The sequence below is a fragment of the Georgenia sp. TF02-10 genome, from assembly GCF_022759505.1.
In the GTDB taxonomy this organism is placed as follows: domain Bacteria; phylum Actinomycetota; class Actinomycetes; order Actinomycetales; family Actinomycetaceae; genus TF02-10.
Genome location: NZ_CP094289.1, coordinates 860,049 through 875,846, shown reverse-complemented (window position 1 = coordinate 875,846; position 15,798 = coordinate 860,049). Strand labels below are relative to the sequence as shown.

Annotated in this window: 15 protein-coding genes and 1 riboswitch; of the genes, 10 read left to right on the top strand and 5 right to left on the bottom strand. The window is 74.5% G+C overall.

Features of this window, described 5'->3' with window-relative positions; all coding sequences use genetic code 11:
* Window positions 1–75: 75 nt before the first annotated feature.
* From MF406_RS03940 to MF406_RS03910, 7 genes are all read left to right on the top strand, one after another.
* Window positions 76–435, top strand: coding sequence for a nuclear transport factor 2 family protein (locus tag MF406_RS03940; protein ID WP_242896699.1), 360 nt, complete (start codon window positions 76–78; stop codon window positions 433–435).
* Between the two features lie 11 nt (window positions 436–446).
* Window positions 447–806, top strand: a complete 360-nt coding sequence (locus MF406_RS03935) for a TfoX/Sxy family protein (RefSeq protein ID WP_242896698.1) — start codon at window positions 447–449, stop codon at window positions 804–806.
* A gap of 141 nt (window positions 807–947) precedes the next feature.
* On the top strand, window positions 948–2,906 hold the full coding sequence (locus tag MF406_RS03930) for a RecQ family ATP-dependent DNA helicase (RefSeq protein WP_242896697.1): 1,959 nt from the start codon (window positions 948–950) through the stop codon (window positions 2,904–2,906).
* Window positions 2,907–3,060: 154 nt separating this feature from the next.
* Window positions 3,061–3,492, top strand: a complete 432-nt coding sequence (locus MF406_RS03925) for a DUF4383 domain-containing protein (RefSeq protein ID WP_242896696.1) — start codon at window positions 3,061–3,063, stop codon at window positions 3,490–3,492.
* 173 nt (window positions 3,493–3,665) lie between these two features.
* Window positions 3,666–3,914, top strand: coding sequence for an acyl carrier protein (locus MF406_RS03920; RefSeq protein ID WP_242896695.1), 249 nt, complete (start codon window positions 3,666–3,668; stop codon window positions 3,912–3,914).
* 70 nt (window positions 3,915–3,984) lie between these two features.
* Entirely contained in the window at window positions 3,985–4,803 is an 819-nt protein-coding gene (locus MF406_RS03915; protein WP_242896694.1) for an alpha/beta fold hydrolase, read from the top strand.
* A 3-nt stretch (window positions 4,804–4,806) separates the two neighbouring features.
* Complete coding sequence (locus tag MF406_RS03910; protein WP_242896693.1) at window positions 4,807–5,277, top strand: hypothetical protein; 471 nt, start codon at window positions 4,807–4,809, stop codon at window positions 5,275–5,277.
* 9 nt (window positions 5,278–5,286) lie between these two features.
* Here the strand turns inward: MF406_RS03910 and MF406_RS03905 are convergent, their stop codons facing one another.
* Window positions 5,287–5,652 (bottom strand): hypothetical protein, encoded by a 366-nt coding sequence (locus MF406_RS03905; RefSeq protein ID WP_242896692.1) that lies wholly within the window; start codon window positions 5,650–5,652, stop codon window positions 5,287–5,289.
* A gap of 222 nt (window positions 5,653–5,874) precedes the next feature.
* Entirely contained in the window at window positions 5,875–7,362 is a 1,488-nt protein-coding gene (locus MF406_RS03900) for a dicarboxylate/amino acid:cation symporter (protein WP_242896691.1), read from the bottom strand.
* 941 nt (window positions 7,363–8,303) lie between these two features.
* Here MF406_RS03900 and rocD point away from each other — a divergent pair.
* Window positions 8,304–9,545 carry an ornithine--oxo-acid transaminase gene (gene rocD / locus MF406_RS03895; protein ID WP_242896690.1) on the top strand — a complete coding sequence of 414 codons (1,242 nt, stop codon included), beginning with the start codon at window positions 8,304–8,306 and terminating at the stop codon, window positions 9,543–9,545.
* Window positions 9,546–9,554: 9 nt separating this feature from the next.
* Here rocD and MF406_RS03890 read toward each other — a convergent pair whose 3' ends face one another.
* The 3 genes from MF406_RS03890 to MF406_RS03875 all read right to left on the bottom strand — a co-directional run bounded on the left by MF406_RS03890 (window position 9,555) and on the right by MF406_RS03875 (window position 12,787).
* Window positions 9,555–10,478 carry a universal stress protein gene (locus tag MF406_RS03890; RefSeq protein WP_242896689.1) on the bottom strand — a complete coding sequence of 308 codons (924 nt, stop codon included), beginning with the start codon at window positions 10,476–10,478 and terminating at the stop codon, window positions 9,555–9,557.
* A gap of 195 nt (window positions 10,479–10,673) precedes the next feature.
* Entirely contained in the window at window positions 10,674–11,549 is an 876-nt protein-coding gene (locus MF406_RS03885) for a C40 family peptidase (RefSeq protein WP_305852986.1), read from the bottom strand.
* 1 nt (window position 11,550) lies between these two features.
* A riboswitch (cyclic di-AMP (ydaO/yuaA leader) is annotated at window positions 11,551–11,741 on the bottom strand.
* Between the two features lie 311 nt (window positions 11,742–12,052).
* Window positions 12,053–12,787 (bottom strand): metal-dependent transcriptional regulator, encoded by a 735-nt coding sequence (locus tag MF406_RS03875; RefSeq protein ID WP_242896688.1) that lies wholly within the window; start codon window positions 12,785–12,787, stop codon window positions 12,053–12,055.
* A 397-nt stretch (window positions 12,788–13,184) separates the two neighbouring features.
* On the opposite strand from MF406_RS03875, the gene MF406_RS03870 reads away from it, so the two are divergent.
* Both MF406_RS03870 and MF406_RS03865 read left to right on the top strand, forming a co-directional pair.
* On the top strand, window positions 13,185–14,180 hold the full coding sequence (locus MF406_RS03870; protein ID WP_242896687.1) for a citrate/2-methylcitrate synthase: 996 nt from the start codon (window positions 13,185–13,187) through the stop codon (window positions 14,178–14,180).
* A gap of 720 nt (window positions 14,181–14,900) precedes the next feature.
* The gene (locus MF406_RS03865) at window positions 14,901–15,740 is read left to right on the top strand and encodes an endonuclease domain-containing protein (RefSeq protein ID WP_242896686.1); all 840 of its coding nucleotides are present in this window, start codon (window positions 14,901–14,903) and stop codon (window positions 15,738–15,740) included.
* Window positions 15,741–15,798 lie beyond the last annotated feature (58 nt).

The window sequence follows — 15,798 nt, the reverse complement described above, 5'->3', positions numbered from 1 at the left end:
AGTGACCCGGCCGCATAGGTCCGGCAGCAGTAACCCGGCCGCACACGTCCGGGACCACCAACGAAGGAGCGCACCATGACGCAGGAATCCGCGTACGCGGTCGTGCAGGACTACCACCGGGCGTGGACGAGCGGCGACGTCGACCGGGCGATGACACGGGTCGCCGACGACATCACCTGCCGCGCCCCGGGGGCAGACCTGACCGGCAAGGCGGCGTACCGCGCGTTCATCGCCGGTTTCGCTCCCGCACTGACCGGGCTGGCGGACATCGCCAGCTTCGCCGACGGCGACCGGGTCGCGCTGTTCTACTACCCCGAGACGGCGGCCACCACGACGGCGCCCGCCGCGGAGTGCTTCACCGTCCGCGACGGCAAGATCGCCGAGAGCGTCCTCATCTTCGACCGCCTCTCCTTCGGCCCGCCGGCCGAGGCATGACCAGGCCGCCCATGACCAGGCCGCCGGTGCCCGGGCAGTCCGAGCTGGTCGAGCGTCTCCGCGCGCTGCTGTCCGGCGAGCCGTCGGTGCGCGAGGTGCCGATGTTCGGCGGCCGGTCGTTCATGGTGAACGAGAAGATGGTCGTCAGCGCGCTGAAGGGCGGTGGCCTGCTGGTCCGCGTCGCTGCCGAGCGGGACGACGAGCTGGTCCGGGTGCCCGGGGCGTCCCGGGCCGAGATGGGGGCGGGCCGGAGCATGGGTCCGGGCTGGATCTCGGTGGCGGCGGAATCGGTCGCGGGTGAGGAGGGCCTGTCCTTCTGGCTCGGCACAGCGCTGGAGCACAACCGGGCCACCGCCCAGCACCGGGCCTGAGCACGCTCCGGCGGCGGGCAACCTCCGCCGGCTGGCCTGCTGCCACCGCAGAGGACGTCCGACCTCCTGGTGTGCCGAGGCCCACCCGCGCTGTGCCGGCCCCACGTTGCCCGCCGGGCGCGCGGGCCGCACAGTGACCGCATGACATCCGCGGACGTGCAGCACGAGCTGCGCCGCGTCGCCCAGGACGCCTTCGGCTGGGACTCCCTGCGGCCGGGCCAGGCCGAGGCCATGGCCGCCGTCGTCGAGGGCCGCGACGTGCTCACGGTGATGCCCACCGGGAGCGGGAAGTCGGCGATCTACCAGGTGCCGGCGCTGCTCCGGGCGGGCGCGACCGTCGTCGTCTCCCCGCTCATCGCCCTGCAGGACGACCAGGTCGCCGGCATCGACCGGGCCGCCGACGCGCCGGAGGCGGTCACCGTCAACTCCGCCCAGGGCCGGCGGGAGAACGCGGAGGCGTGGACCGCCGTCGGCCGCGACGGCGCCGAGTTCCTCTTCCTCTCCCCCGAGCAGCTCGCCCGCGAGGACGTCCTGGACCGGCTGCGCGGCGTCGCGCCCTCGCTGTTCGTGGTCGACGAGGCGCACTGCGTCTCCTCCTGGGGGCACGACTTCCGCCCGGACTACCTGGGCCTGGCCGCGGCGGCCGAGCACGTCGGGCGCCCGCCCGTCCTGGCGCTGACCGCGACGGCGTCCGCGCCGGTGCAGCGGGAGATCGTCGAGCGGCTCGGGCTGCGGGACCCGCTCGTGCTCGCCCGCGGGTTCGACCGGCCCAACCTGCGCCTGGTGGTCCGCCGGTACACCGAGGACGCGACCAAGCGCCGCGCCGTCGTGGAGGACGTCGCCGCGCTGCCCGGGCCGGGCCTGCTGTACGTGGCCACCCGGGCGGACACCGAGCGGTACGCTCAGGCGCTGCGCGAGGCGGGCCGGCGCGCCGCCGCCTACCACGCCGGCCGGCGGGACAAGGACCGGGAGGAGGTCCACCGGGCCTTCTTCGACGGCGACCTCGACGTGGTCGTGGCCACCACCGCCTTCGGGATGGGCATCGACAAGGCCGACGTCCGGTTCGTCGTGCACGCCGACGCCCCGGACTCCCTGGACAGCTACTACCAGGAGATCGGCCGGGCCGGCCGGGACGGCGAGCCCGCCCTCGCCACCCTGCACTACCGGCCCGAGGACCTCGGGCTGCGGCGGTTCTTCGCCAGCACCCGGGTCGACGGCGAGGCGCTGCGGGCCGTGCTGCGGGCGCTGCTGAAGGCCGACGGTCCGGTCACCCGCAAGGCGCTGGCGGAGGCGTCGGGCATCTCCGCCCGGCGGGTCTCCGGGCTGGTGAACCTCCTCGTCGAGGCCGGGGCGGCGCGCCGGGAGGGCCGCGGGGTGGTGGCCGTCGGCACGGACCGGCCGGCCGCCGTCGTGAAGCGGGCGGAGGAGGCGACGGAGTCCCGCGAGCGGATCGCCCGCTCGCGGATCGAGATGCTGCGCGGCTACGCCGAGACGACGGAGTGCCGGCGCGCGTTCCTGCTCGGCTACTTCGGCGAGGAGCAGGTGGGGCCGTGCGGGAACTGCGACGTGTGCCTGGCGCGGGGCGAGGCGCCGGACGGTGCCGAGCCGGACGGGCGGGCGGCGGCCGCCCCCGGGGAGCTCGCCGACCCGGCCGAGGCCGAGGCGGAGGCGGCCGAGCCGGCGGAGGTGCCCGTGCTCGGGGAGGGGCCGGCGGTGCCGACGCAGCCGGTGCGGTCCGCCTCCCCAGCGTCGGCCGACTCCCCGCCCGTGGCGCCGGCCGGCGGGGGCCCGGGTCCGGGTGCCCCGGGCCGGGGCGGTCCGGACGACGGCGGTCGCGGTGGTGCCGCTGACGACGGCGGTCGCGGTGGTGCCGCTGACGGCAGCGATCGCGCCGGTGCTCCCGACGACGGCGGCCCCTCCGATGGCGACGGCCAGGACGACCCGTTCCCGCTCCAGGCGCCGGTGCGGCACCGCGAGTGGGGCGACGGGGTCGTCATGCGGCACGAGGGGGACCGGATCACCGTCTTCTTCGACACCGAGGGCTACAAGACGCTGGCGCGGGACGTCATCGCCGAGCACGACCTGCTTGAGCGCCGCTGACCCACGCGCCGCCGCCGTCGACCCGCCGCCGGCGCCGCCGACCAAACCCGCACCCTGCGTCCGAGATGCGCCTCCACCCATATCGGGGCACCCTGTGACGAAGCGCACCTTTCTGGGACGGAGAGACCTCATGGCAACGTCACGATCACAAGAGGTGAGCACGGGGCGCGGGCCGCACCAATGGCTGGCGCTCCTCGTCGGCCTGGTGTACCTCATCATCGGCGTCGTCGGCTTCTTCATCACCGGCTTCAGCGGATGGCTGGAGCACAACCACGACCAGACCCTCCTCGGCTTCGCGATCAACCCGCTGCACAACGTCGTCCACCTCCTCATCGGCCTGCTCGGCGTGACCATGTGGGCGAGGTCCGCGAGCGCCCGGACCTTCGGCTGGATCCTCGTCGTCGGCTACGGCGCCGCATTCGTCTACGGGCTCTTCGCGGTGAACAACCCGGACATCAACTTCCTGAACATCAACGGCGCCGACAACTGGCTGCACGCGATCAGCGTCGTCCTGGGGCTCCTCATCGCCCTGTGGCCGGCGCGCCGGAGCACCGCGGCCGGCACGGGCACGACGTACGCCCGCTGACCGTCTCGATCCCGTGCGCCCGCTGTCCGTCCGGCCGGCGCCCCCGCTGACCGTGCCGGTCGGCCTGGCTCACCCGTCCGACCGACGCGGTGCCGGCGGACGGCACGGACTGCAAGCTTCGAGGGGCCTACCTCTCGGAAGAACCCCAACCCACCTAGAGAAAGGAACTGCTCATGGCTACCGGTGAGACCGGCTTCGACGACGTGACCTTCGACCTCATCTCCGTCCAGTACCACTCCCTGAAGGCGGGGCACGACTACGGCCAGTACGTGCGCGACGCGCGCAACGCCGGCCGGGAGGACATCGCCTCCTTCTTCGAGCAGGTGATGAAGGAGGACTCCGACCGCGCCCACAAGTGCCACGAGTTCCTCCGCGAGCTCGGCGGCACCGACAACACCCAGCCGCAGTCCGGCACCGCCTGACCGGTCGGAGCAACGCGAGAGCGCCCGGGTGGGGATGTCCCGCCCGGGCGCTTCGCGTAGCGTGCGATCCATGAGCCGAATCCAGGAGCTGCGCCGGGGCCGCCTGCGCTTCCAGGTCCGGGACGAGGGACCGGTCGACGGCGCGACGGTGGTGCTCCTGCACGGGTTCCCGCAGGAGGGGTCGAGCTGGGACGCCGTCGTGCCGACGCTGCACGGCGCCGGGCTGCGCACGCTCGTGCCGGACCAGCGCGGCTACTCCCCCGGCGCGCGGCCGCCCGGCCGGGCGGCCTACCGGACGAACTTCCTGGTGGCCGACGTCCTCGCCCTGCTCGACGCCGCCGGCCTGGAGCGGGCGCACCTGGTGGGCCACGACTGGGGCGGCCTGGTCGGCTGGGCGCTGGCCGCCGCGCACCCGGACCGGATCGCCACCTACACGGCGGTCTCGACGCCGCACCCGCAGGCGCTGGCCCGGGCAACCCTGCGCTCGGCCCAGCTGCTGCGCTCGTCCTACATGGGGTTCTTCCAGCTGCCCCGGCTGCCCGAGGCCACCCTCGGTCCCCGCCTGGACCGGGCGCTGCGCGCCGCCGGCCTGCCGGAGGGCGCCGCGGCGCGGTACGCCGCGCGGATGCGCGAGCCCGGGGCGCTGACGGCGGCCCTCAACTGGTACCGGGCCGTCCCGCTGCAGCGCTCGAAGGTCGGGCCGGTGCGCGTGCCGACCACCTTCGTCTGGGGCGACCGCGACCCCGCCCTCGGCCGGACGGCCGCGGAGCTGACCGCCGAGCACGTCGAGGCCCCGTACCGGTTCGTCGTGCTCGACGCCGGGCACTGGCTGCCCGAGCGCGAGCCGACCGAGGTCGCCGCCCTGATCGTCGAGCAGGTCACCGGCTGAGCCGTGCGCCGCACGCTGCCCGTCCCCGCCGCCGAGGCGTTCGCGCTGCTGACCGACCTGCGCGGGCACGGCCGGTGGACCCCGCTGACCGTGGTCGACGCGCCGCCGGTGCCGCCCCGGCCCGGGGACGCGGTGACCGCCGTGACGGCCTGCGCGTTCGTCGACCGCATGCAGGTGGTAGGGGTGCGGCCGCCCGACGGCGGGGCCGCCGGGCTGCTCGAGGTCCGCAAGGTCGGACCGGTCCTGCTCGGCTCCGTGCAGATCAGCGTGCACCCGCGCGGGCCGACGGCGTGCGAGGCCCGGTGGGAGGAGGACGTCTGGCTGCGCGGCCCGCTCCCGCGCCGGTGGACCGGCATGGTCCTGACCCCCGTCCTCGAGACGATGTCCGCCCTCGCGCTGTGGCGGGTGGAGCGCCACCTGACCGGGCGGACCGGGCGGACCGGGCCGCCCGGCCGCCGCAGGGAGCGGGACTGAGTGCCACTGTTAGGGCACGACGAGCTGATCGCTGACGCTCACCACGGCATCGCCCGTGATGCTCTCTTCGCTGACCAAGGGCCCCGTCAGGTTCTCGCCAGCTTCACCGATAGTCGCCTTCACCTCGTCGGGCTGGTTGCGCGCGATGGGCATGGTCACGCTCACCTCATAGGTTCCCGGGGGGATCGGGCCGCCCTCGTCACTGAACGGCCCGAACGAGGCGCTGCCGCCGTGCAACGTCTGGGAGTCCTGGGCGAGAAACGCGCCCTCCTGGAACACTGACGATCCGAGCTCGGTGCCATCGGGCAGGTTCGACTCAGCGGTCACCGACACCGAGCCGTCCGCGTTGAGGACGACGCTCATCGTCAGGTCCACCTCAAGCGTCCCTTCGGGCGACGGCGTCCCGGCGGTCTCAGACGGCACCGGCTCAGGTGTGCACGCGGCACATCCGAGAACCAGCAGGAGGGCCGCCGCGGCGGACGCGGCAAGCGTTCGATTCATGCGCCCGAAGTATGGTCACCAGCGCTCAGCCGCGCGAGCGCGGCCGCGACGGGCATCCGCCGCGGCCGCCGTCGACGCCGCCCGCGCCCGACCCCCTCAGCGCCGGCCGGCCGGCTCCGGCGTGGCCGTGCCGGTAACGACGGTGGCCGCGTCGTCGCCGGCGGAGGCCACGCCGTCGGTCTCCTCGGCCGCGGGGGCCGGCACCTCGTCGTCGTCGTCCGCGAAGAGGTCCTCGGCGTCGGCGGCGTTGTACTGCTCGACGTCGAGGATGCGCTCGCGCTTGGCCACGATGACCGGCACCAGCACCTGCCCGGCGACGTTCACCGCGGTGCGGCCCATGTCCAGGATCGGGTCGATGGCCAGCAGCAGGCCCACGCCCTCCAGCGGCAGGCCCAGGGTGGACAGGGTCAGGGTGAGCATGACGACCGCCCCGGTGAGCCCGGCCGTCGCCGCGGACCCGACCACGGAGACGAACGCGATGAGCAGGTAGTCCAGGACGGAGAGGTCGATCCCGAAGAACTGGGCGACGAAGATCGCGGCGACCGCGGGGTAGATCGCGGCGCAGCCGTCCATCTTGGTCGTCGAGCCCAGCGGCACGGCGAAGGAGGCGTAGGCCCGCGGCACGCCGAGGTTGCGGTGGGTGACCCGCTCGGTCACCGGCAGGGTGCCGATGGAGGAGCGGGAGACGAAGCCGAGCTGGATCGCCGGCCAGGCGCCGCGGAAGTACCGGCCCACGGACAGCCCGTGGCTCTTCAGCAGCACCGGGTAGACGACCAGCAGCACCAGCGCCAGGCCGAGGTAGACGGCGATGGCGAAGGTGCCCAGGCTGGCCAGCGAGGTCCAGCCGTAGGTGGCGATGGCCCGGCCGATCAGGCCCAGGGTGCCGAGCGGGGCGAGCCGGATGATCCACCACAGGACCTTCTGGACCACGGTGAGCACGGAGCGGTTGAGGGTGAGGAACGGCTCGGCCTTGGTGCCGGTCTTCAGCGCCGCGATGCCCACGACCAGGGCGATGACGATGATCTGCAGGACGTTGAAGCTCAGCCCGGTGCTGACCGCGGTGATGGTCCCGTCGTCGGCGGTCTCCAGGCTGGACGAGGCGCCCAGGCCGAGGAAGTTCTGCGGGACGAGACCCTGGAGGAAGTCCAGCCAGGTGCCGGTCGTGCTCGGGGCGCCGGCCTCGGACTCGTCGACGCCGGCGGTCCTGCCGGGCTGGAGCAGCAGGCCCAGCCCGATCCCGATGCCGACGGCGATCAGGGCGGTGATGGCGAACCACAGCAGGGTCTGCCCGGCCAGGCGGGCGGCGTTGGCTACTCCGCGCAGGTTGGCGATCGAGGCCACGATCGCGGTGAACACCAGCGGCGGGACGACCGCCTTGAGCAGGCTCACGAATGAGCCGCCGATGGTGCTCAGCGCGACGGTCAGGCCGTTCTCCTCGCCGGCGGGGGTCTTGCCGATGGACAGGGCGAGCCAGCCGAGCAGCACGCCCAGGGCCAGGCCGAGGAGGATCTGGACGCTGAAGGAGGGCAGGCGCAGCCGGCGGCGCGGCTCGGTGGCCGCCGGCTGCGTGGATGAGGTGGACACGGTCGGGGTGCCTTTCGGTCGTGCGTCACGGGGGCGTGGCGCGGGAGGGCCGCCCGGAGGGCGGGGTACGGGGGTGCGGGGGCTGTGGCCGCAGGCCGCGGGCTGCACCGACGCGGGCAAGCGGCGCCGTGGTCAGCCACCGGGCACCGCCGAGGCGGACGCCGGTGGGGCCGGTGGCGCGCCGCCGGTCACACGCCGGTCGTGCGGCGCGAGGGCCGGTCAGCGTGCAGCGCCGAGGCCGGTGCGGGTGCGGGCGCCGCCCGTGCACGGCGTGCGGGGGTTTCCCGCGCCGATGCCGATACCCCGGTGCCGGATTCTCGGCGGGGCGGAGCGGCGGCGTGCCTGCCCAGTGCGGCCGACGGCGACGCAGCCATGGGCTGGGGCCCGGCGGTCGTGCCGGGCGCAGTCAGTGGGTCAACAACAGGTGACGGCCGCACACATCATGCTGGCCTGACGACGAAGGTCGACGGCGCGGCATGTGGTGAGGTTCCAGCTGTTGAGCACGCTCACTCCTGTAACGGTGGCAGGCCCGCCGGTGCGGGACCAAGAACCAACGGTAGTCCCGCCGGGTGATTCACGGAAGGTGGCGTCCGGCACGTGGCCGCAGCCCGTCACCCGCGCTCACCAGTTGGACCGGCGCCGCCCGAGCCGGGTGCGCACGCGGGGACTCGAGGACGTGCACCTGCACGCTGGTCACGAGGCGCTGCCCGTCCCAGAACGCACCGACCCCCATGTCTGTACTCGCTATGGCGGCTTCAGATGGGCGTGAAGCCGCCATCACGAGTACAGACATGGCGCCTCGCACCCCGGGCGGAGCCTTCCGGCGGGCCGTCGCCCGAGCAATGGACGCCCCGCCGCGCCGCTCCGGCCGCCGTCGGCACCCATCGCGCAGGAATCCTGAGACACTCCTCACACCTGCTGCCACCCCTACAGGAGGACCCGTGCTCGACCACGCAGCCGCCCCGGCCTCGGCCACCCGTACCGCCGCCGGCGACGCCCTCGCCCCCAACTACCACCCCCTCGACGTCGTGCTCCACGCCGGCAAGGGCTCCTGGGTCACCGACGTCCACGGCCGCCGGTACCTGGACTGCCTCGCCGGCTACTCGGCGCTGAACTTCGGCCACCGCCACCCGGCGTTGGTGGCCGCCGCGAAGGCCCAGCTGGACACCCTCACCCTGACCTCGCGCGCGTTCGACCACGACCTGCTCGGCCCCTTCGCCGTCGCCCTCACCGAGCTCACCGGCACCGAGATGATGCTGCCGATGAACACCGGCGCCGAGGCGGTGGAGACGGCGATCAAGGCCGCCCGCAAGTGGGGGTACGAGGTCAAGGGCGTGCCGGACGGGCGGGCGAGCATCGTCGTCGCCGACGGCGCCTTCCACGGCCGCACCACGACCATCGTCTCGGCGAGCACCGACCCGGAGACCCGCGACCACTTCGGCCCGTACACCCCGGGCTTCCGGGTGGTGCCGTTCGGCGACGCCGACGCCGCGGCCGCCGCGGTGGACGAGACCACCGTCGCGGTGCTCGTCGAGCCGGTGCAGGGCGAGTCCGGCGTGCTCATCCCGCCGGCGGACTACCTGCCGCGGCTGCGGGCGCTGTGCGACGACGCCGGCGCCCTGCTTGTGCTGGACGAGGTCCAGTCCGGGCTGGGCCGGACCGGGACCACCCTCGCCCAGGACCTGGCGGGGGTACGGGCGGACCTGACGACGCTGGGCAAGGCGCTCGGCGGCGGGATCCTGCCGGTGTCCGCCGTGGTGGGGCGCCGGGAGGTGCTCGGCGTGCTCACCCCCGGCACGCACGGGTCGACGTTCGGCGGCAACCCGCTGGCGTGCGCGGTCGGCCTGGCGGTGGTGGACCTCCTCGCGCCCGGGGACCTGCAGGCCCGGGCGCGGGCGCTGGGCGCCGAGCTCACCGCACGGGTGGACGCCCTGGTCGCCGAGGGGCTCCTCGCCGGCGCGCGGACGGTGGGGCTGTGGGCGGGCCTGGACGTCGCGCCCGCGCTCGGGCTGACCGGCCGGGCGGCGTCCGAGCGTCTCGCCGCCCGCGGCGTGCTGACCAAGGACACCCACGGCAGCACGCTGCGCCTGGCCCCGCCGCTGACGATCACGGCCGAGGACCTGGACCTCGCGCTCGACACGCTCGCCGACGTGCTCCGGGAGGCGGCGGGGCGGCCGGCGTAGCGCCCGGGCTCAGCGGTTCCAGGGCACGTCCGCCGGCGAGGTCCCCTCGTCCCGCATCCGGGCCGGGACGACCATGACCGGGCAGGCGGCGTGGTGCAGCACGGCCTGGCTGGTCGAGCCGAGCAGCAGCCCGGCGAACCCGCCCCGGCCGCGCGAGCCGACGACGACCATCTCCACCGCGGTGGAGAACTCGGACATCAGCGCGGCGGCGTTGCCGTCGAGGGCGTGCTGGCGCACCCGCACCTTCCGGTCGCCGACCGCGGCGGCCACGGCCACCGCCAGGCCCTCGCGCACGTCGGCGAGCACCTCGTCGCGGTCGACGGCGGCGGGCAGCCAGGCCATCGCCCCGGCGCCGGTGGCGATCGGGACGGCGGCGACGGCGGTGAGCTCGGCGTCCCACCGCTCGGCCTCGTCCACCGCGCGGCGCAGCGCGATCCGGGCGGACTCCGAGCCGTCGACCCCGACCACGATGCGCCGGACGGGCTGGAAGTCCCGCTTGCCCTGGACGGGCACGACGACGGTCGGGCAGTGCGCGTGCGCCGGCAGCGCCGAGGAGACGGTGCCGAGCAGCCGGTCGGTGAACCCGCCGCCGCCGCGGGTGCCGACGACGGCGAGGCTGGCCTCCCGGGAGAGGTCCACCAGGACACCGGCCGGGTCACCGGTCTCCAGCGCCGAGGTCACCTCCACCCCGGCGGTCCGGCAGCGGTCGACGGCCTCGTCCACCACCGCCTGGGCGCCCTGCTGGATGGCGGTGTCGTCCATGGCGGCGTAGCCGCCGTCGAGGGAGGCCGCGGTGAAGGACGGCAGCGCGTACGCACAGACGATGTGCAGGCGCCAGCCGCACTTCTGCGCCTCGCCGATCGCCCAGTCCACGGCCGCGAGGCTCGGCTCCGAGCCGTCCACGCCGACGACGATGACATTCGCACGCGCCATTGTCCCAACCTCCTCTTGGTGGTCTGTTGACCTTTGACCTCATTGTGCCGCGAACTGCGGAGCCGGCGAGCAGTAACGGCTGGTGGAGGCGCCGGCGGCAGGTGCGGCGGAACCACCAGCGGCCCGCCCCGATGAAGGGACGGGCCGCTGGCAGGGGCCGGCACCTGGCGGTGCGGCGAGCGTGGTGCCGGTGGGTCAGCCGGTGACCCGGATGAAGGTCGGGTTGGACATGTAGATGGGGCTCTCGTACAGCGGCGTGCTGGGGTTGCGGGCGGCGATGTGCTGGCCGTTGCCGGTGTAGATGCCCACGTGCCCGGGCCCCCACACCAGGTCCCCGGGGCGGGCCTCGGCGGCGGAGACGACGACACCGGCGCCGCGCTGGGCGGAGGAGGTGCGCGGCAGGGAGATGCCGGCCTGGGCGAAGACGTACTGGGTGAAGCCGGAGCAGTCGAACCCGCCCGGGCTGGCCCCGCCGGTGACGTAGGGGGTGCCGATGTACTGCCGGGCGATGTTCACGATGGCCGAGGCGGACGCCGAGGCCGCGGGGGCGGCGGCCGGCGCCGGCTCATCGGCCGGGGCGGCCGTCTCGGCCCCGGCGGAGACGGTGGTGGCCTCCGCAACGGTGTCGGTGGCCTCGGCCCCGGTGACCTCAGCCGTGGTGGCCTCGGTGGCCTCGGCGGTGAGCGCGGCGCGCTGGCCGGTGCGGGACGCCTGCTGCGTGCTGCGCTCGACCACGGGCTCGGGCCGCACGACCGGGCGGGGGGCCTTGGCCTCGACCTCGTCGGCGACGGAGTCCGCCGTCCACTCGGCGCCGGTCGGCACGCTGACGGTCGGGGTGGTGGCCAGGGCGCTGAGCGCCTCGGCGGTGGGCGCCGAGACGTCGACGTTAGGCAGGGCGGCGTTCTCGGACGGGCCGGCGGTGGCGGAGGTCGCCGCCATCGTCAGCACCAGGCCGGAGGAGGCCACGGCGGCGAGGGACCGGCGGGCCCCCTTGCCCTGCAGGGCGAGGGAGATGGGGGTGGAGGGACGAACCGCGGCGCGGTGGCGCCCGGTGGAAAGCGTCGTGGTCACAAGAACCTCTCATGGCCGCCTGCGGGGTGAGCTGTCGGGTGCGGACGAGAGAGACGCCCGGCACGGCTCGTGGCCGTGCTTTACCCCAAGGACCCCATGTGGTGGGACCCGTGATCCGTGGGTCCCCCGCCCCTGCCGACTACCTGCTCGCACCAGTCCCCAGGCAGCGGCAGGGCTCGGCGCCTGCCCGGAGAGCTCCACGAGGAGGGCCGCGGAGCGGGCACGACAGTAGCGGACGGCCAGAGGCCGTGTCACGTTTCGATAACGCTGTCCGTAACGACGCCGACGGCGGGTGCGGGCGGCGCCGTCAGCGGCCCGGGGTGCCGGCCCCCGGCGGGCGGATCATTGCCCAGGTCAGGACGGGGAAGAGGGTGAAGCTGCACCCCGGGCGCTCAACCCTCCGGACGGCCACCGCGGGCCCGAGATGTGATGCAGGACACGCACTCGCTCAGCGCTCGGCGCCGCCGGACAGACGGTTAGCGCTCTGTGCTCCGGACAGACGGTCAGCGCTCTGTGCTGACGAAGAGGTGCCGGGTGATCTCCTCCGGCAGGTCCAGGACCGTCTCGGCGCCGGGCGCGTGCAGCGAGACGAGGTCGCCGTCGGCGCGCGGCCGGACGGCCAGCCGGGCACCCGGGCGCAGGCCCGCCTCGAGCATCCGGCTGAGGAGCTCGACGTCGACCTGCAGCGGCTCGCCGATCCGGGCCAGCACGACGTGCCCGTCCGCGCCGTCGCCCGGGCCGTCCTGCCCGGCCGGCACGAGCTCGGCGACGACGTCGGCGAGCGCCCGGACCTCGTCCCGGGGCGGCAGCGCCGGCTGCTCGCCGAGCTGCTCGAGGCCGGGGATGGGGTTGCCGTAGGGGTCGACGTGCGGGTGGTCGAGGAGGTCCAGCAGGCGCCGCTCGACCTGCTCGCTCATCACGTGCTCCCAGCGGCACGCCTCCTCGTGGACGTGGGGCCAGTCGAGGCCGACGACGTCGACGAGGAGCCGCTCGGCGAGCCGGTGCTTGCGCATCACGTGGATGGCCCGCTCCCGGCCGACGGGGGTGAGCTCAAGCTGGCGGTTGCCGGTGAGGACGAGCAGCCCGTCGCGCTCCATCCGGGCGACGGTCTGGGACACGGTGGGGCCGGAGTGGCCGAGGCGCTCGGCGATCCGGGCACGCAGCGGGACGACACCCTCCTCCTCCAGCTCGTAGACCGTCTTGAGGTACATCTCGGTGGTGTCGATGAGGTCGCTCACGTGTTCCCGCTCTCTGTGGTGCCCGCTGACCGCCGGCAGCCGGCGGCGGCCGGCGCCGTCCCTCCAAGGATAGGGATCGGGCGGCGACGGCGGGCCGCTCCGGCCCTCCGCCAGTGCTTGCCGGCAGGGACCCCGGGCTCCCGCGTGTGCATCCGTCGCGGAACCGTCCGGTGTCCCAGCCGCAAACCGTCCGCTGCGCCAGCCGCGGACCGTCCGGTGCCGGCGTCGGGCGCCCCGCCATGCACGGCCGCGCAGGTGCTCGAGGCGGAGGTGGTCACCGCCTGTCCTGGGCGCGGGCGCGCGGGCTGCTCGTGAGGTCCGTCTCTCGGCCCGGGGGTCCGGAACCGGGTGCGGCCATTTTTCGTTCGTGGCGCCGGTCGTGCCTATCCTGCGCGGGATGCCGCTCACCCCGCCGTCCCCGGACCCGGGGAGCGGTGACGACTCCCCCGACCTGTACGCCGTGGTCGACGGGGTCCCCGCCTACCGTGGCCGGCGGGTGACCGAGCTCGTGGGCACGAGTTTCGAGCGGGTCTGGGGATTGCTGGTCGACGGACCGGGCTCGCCCGGGCTGCCGCCCGCGGAGCCGTTCAACCTCCCCGTCCGGACCGGGGACGTGCGGGCCGACGTGCTCTCCGCCCTCGCGCAGGTCGCGCCGGTGTGGGGGTACCGGCCGCTCACGGACATCAGCCAGGCGCAGGCGCGGGAGAACCTCGCGCGGGCCTCCGTCCTGGCGCTGAGCTTCGTCGCGCAGTCCGCCCGTGGTGACCAGGTGCCCGCCGTCCCGCAGCGGGAGATCGACCTCGTCAGCACGGTCACCGAGCGGTTCCTCATGCGCTGGCGGGGTCACGTCGACCCCGTCGCGACCGACGCCCTCAACCTCTTCTGGCTGGCCGTGGCCGAGGTCGGCCCGGTGCCCTCCACCCGCACCGCCCGGCTCGCCGCCGAGGTGGGGACGGACGCGGCGTCCTGCCTCGCGGCGGCGGTGGCGGTCGCCGGTGGCCCGTTCGGCGGTGGGGCGGCGGCGCTTGGCCTCGAGCTCCTCACGACCGTCGAGCGCACCGGGGACGCCGCGGCCGCGGTGGCGGACTACCTCGCCCGTCACCCGCGCCTGCCCGGGTTCACCACGCCGGTGCCCGGGGACGTACGCACCGACCTCCTCCGCCAGGCATGCGTGGACCTGCACGCCCGCCGGCTCGCGGCAGCCGACGCAGTCGCCGCCGCGGGCCGGGCGGCGCTCGGCGCGGACAGCGGGCCTGACCTCCTGTTCTGGGGAGCGGTGCTCCTCGATCACGTCGGGGTGCCGGCCGAGCTCCTCAGCGCCATGTACATCTGCGGACGCACGGCGGGCTGGTCGGCCCACGTGCTGGACGTCCACGACCGACTCGCCGCCTGAGCCGGTTCCGTGCCGGGACCGGCACGTCAGCGGGCGATGCCAGGGGTGGCGGGCGAGGGGTGTACGCGAACCACCGTAAAGTCCCCTCCGAGCCGGCTCGGGACCCACCCTGATGCGCGTGATTCCGCGGTTGCCGTTGGGCGGTCACGGCGCCACCAGGGGACTTTACGGTCGTTCGCAAACACCTCCCCACGCGCTCGGCTGTCGCCAGTCCCTTCTCAGCCACCCACGAAGCCCCCTCCGCACCTACTGTCCCGCGGTCGACCACCGGAGGCGCAAGCCCGCGGGGCTTGCGTCCACGGTCGCGACCGACCGTCGGCCGCGGAGGGGGTGTACGCAGACGACCGTAAAGTCATCCCCGAGCCGGATGTGCGCTGACCGTGATCCGCAGGATTCCGCGGATCACGGCCAGGCAGGGATGGCTCGCTGGGCGACTTTACGGTCGTTCGCGAGCACCCCTCCCGTGTCCGGCCGTTCAACCGCTCCCCTTCTCTGGCACCTACCGGCCACGCTCGAGCACCAACCCGCCCGCTCGGGCCAGCCAGGAGCCAATCGACCGTGGGAGCGCGACCGTCAGGAGCAGGCGGTCCACAGACACCCTGGTGACGAGGCGATCCACAACCACGGGCTCCTGCTGGTCGCCGGCCATCCCAGCCCTGTCAGCCTCTGACCGTGGACGTCTTGGAGCGGCTGACCGGCCTCGATGGGGTTGCACGCCGCATGGATGTGGCACGCACGCGGGAGCAGCGGCGCGAGCTGCAGGAGCTAGTGGCGGCGTCGGTGGTCATCCAGCTCGGCCGCGGCTGGGTGGCCCGCGCTGATGTCGAACACGCCCTGATGCTCGCTCGCCGACTGGATGCCTCGATCACCTGCGTCAGCGCAGCGCCGTACTACCGGCTCGCCACCCTGGACACGCCTCCAGTGATCCACCTCGCCGTGCCCTACGACCGGAACAACCAGTTGGTCGTCCCCGGCCTCCCGCGCCCACGGGTCCATCGCGAGACCGGATGGACCAGCCCGACGGGTGGTCGCATACCCCTGGCCCCGGTCGCCGACGCCCTCGCCCGGGTCCTGCGGTGCCAGCCGCAGCTCGCGGCGGTCACGATGGTGGATTCAGCCCTCAACCAAGGGCTGGTCACCGTCGAGGAGCTCGAGCGCTCGCTCCGCGGGCCCGGCCGCACCGCCGGCCTGGCCGCGCTCGCCCGCTGCGACGGCCGGAGCCGGTCGGCGACCGAGACCAAGGCCCGGCTCACCCTGGTCGACGCGGGGTTCACCGTCTGCGCCGGTGTGATCATCTCCGGGGTCGGCGAGGTCGACCTGCTGGTCGACGGCGTGGTGGTCGTCGAATGCGACGGTTTCGCCTACCACTCCAGACGCCGCCAGTTCGCCGAAGACCGTCGACGCGACCGTGAGCTCCTCGCCCGGGGATACGTCGTGCTGCGCTTCACCTGGCACGAGGTCATGAACCAGCCCGAGCTAGTGGTCGCGGAGGTCCGCAAGGTGCTCAGCAGCGGCGCTGCCGGCCATGTCCGTCCGGGCCTCGCCCGGGCGCAGCGCTGATCAGGCCCCGCCGGCGGCACCCGCACCCAGCACTGAGGGGCCCGCCGGAACGCCGCTC

What these genes read in the sequence shown, in the direction of transcription:
- MF406_RS03940 (WP_242896699.1), top strand. Translation starts at nt 76, where the DNA reads ATGACGCAGGAATCCGCGTACGCGGTCGTGCAGGACTACCACCGGGCG.
- MF406_RS03935 (WP_242896698.1), top strand. Translation starts at nt 447, where the DNA reads ATGACCAGGCCGCCGGTGCCCGGGCAGTCCGAGCTGGTCGAGCGTCTC.
- MF406_RS03930 (WP_242896697.1), top strand. Translation starts at nt 948, where the DNA reads ATGACATCCGCGGACGTGCAGCACGAGCTGCGCCGCGTCGCCCAGGAC.
- MF406_RS03920 (WP_242896695.1), top strand. Translation starts at nt 3,666, where the DNA reads ATGGCTACCGGTGAGACCGGCTTCGACGACGTGACCTTCGACCTCATC.
- MF406_RS03915 (WP_242896694.1), top strand. Translation starts at nt 3,985, where the DNA reads ATGAGCCGAATCCAGGAGCTGCGCCGGGGCCGCCTGCGCTTCCAGGTC.
- MF406_RS03890 (WP_242896689.1), bottom strand. Translation starts at nt 10,478, where the DNA reads ATGGCGCGTGCGAATGTCATCGTCGTCGGCGTGGACGGCTCGGAGCCG.
- MF406_RS03870 (WP_242896687.1), top strand. Translation starts at nt 13,185, where the DNA reads ATGCCGCTCACCCCGCCGTCCCCGGACCCGGGGAGCGGTGACGACTCC.
- MF406_RS03865 (WP_242896686.1), top strand. Translation starts at nt 14,901, where the DNA reads ATGGATGTGGCACGCACGCGGGAGCAGCGGCGCGAGCTGCAGGAGCTA.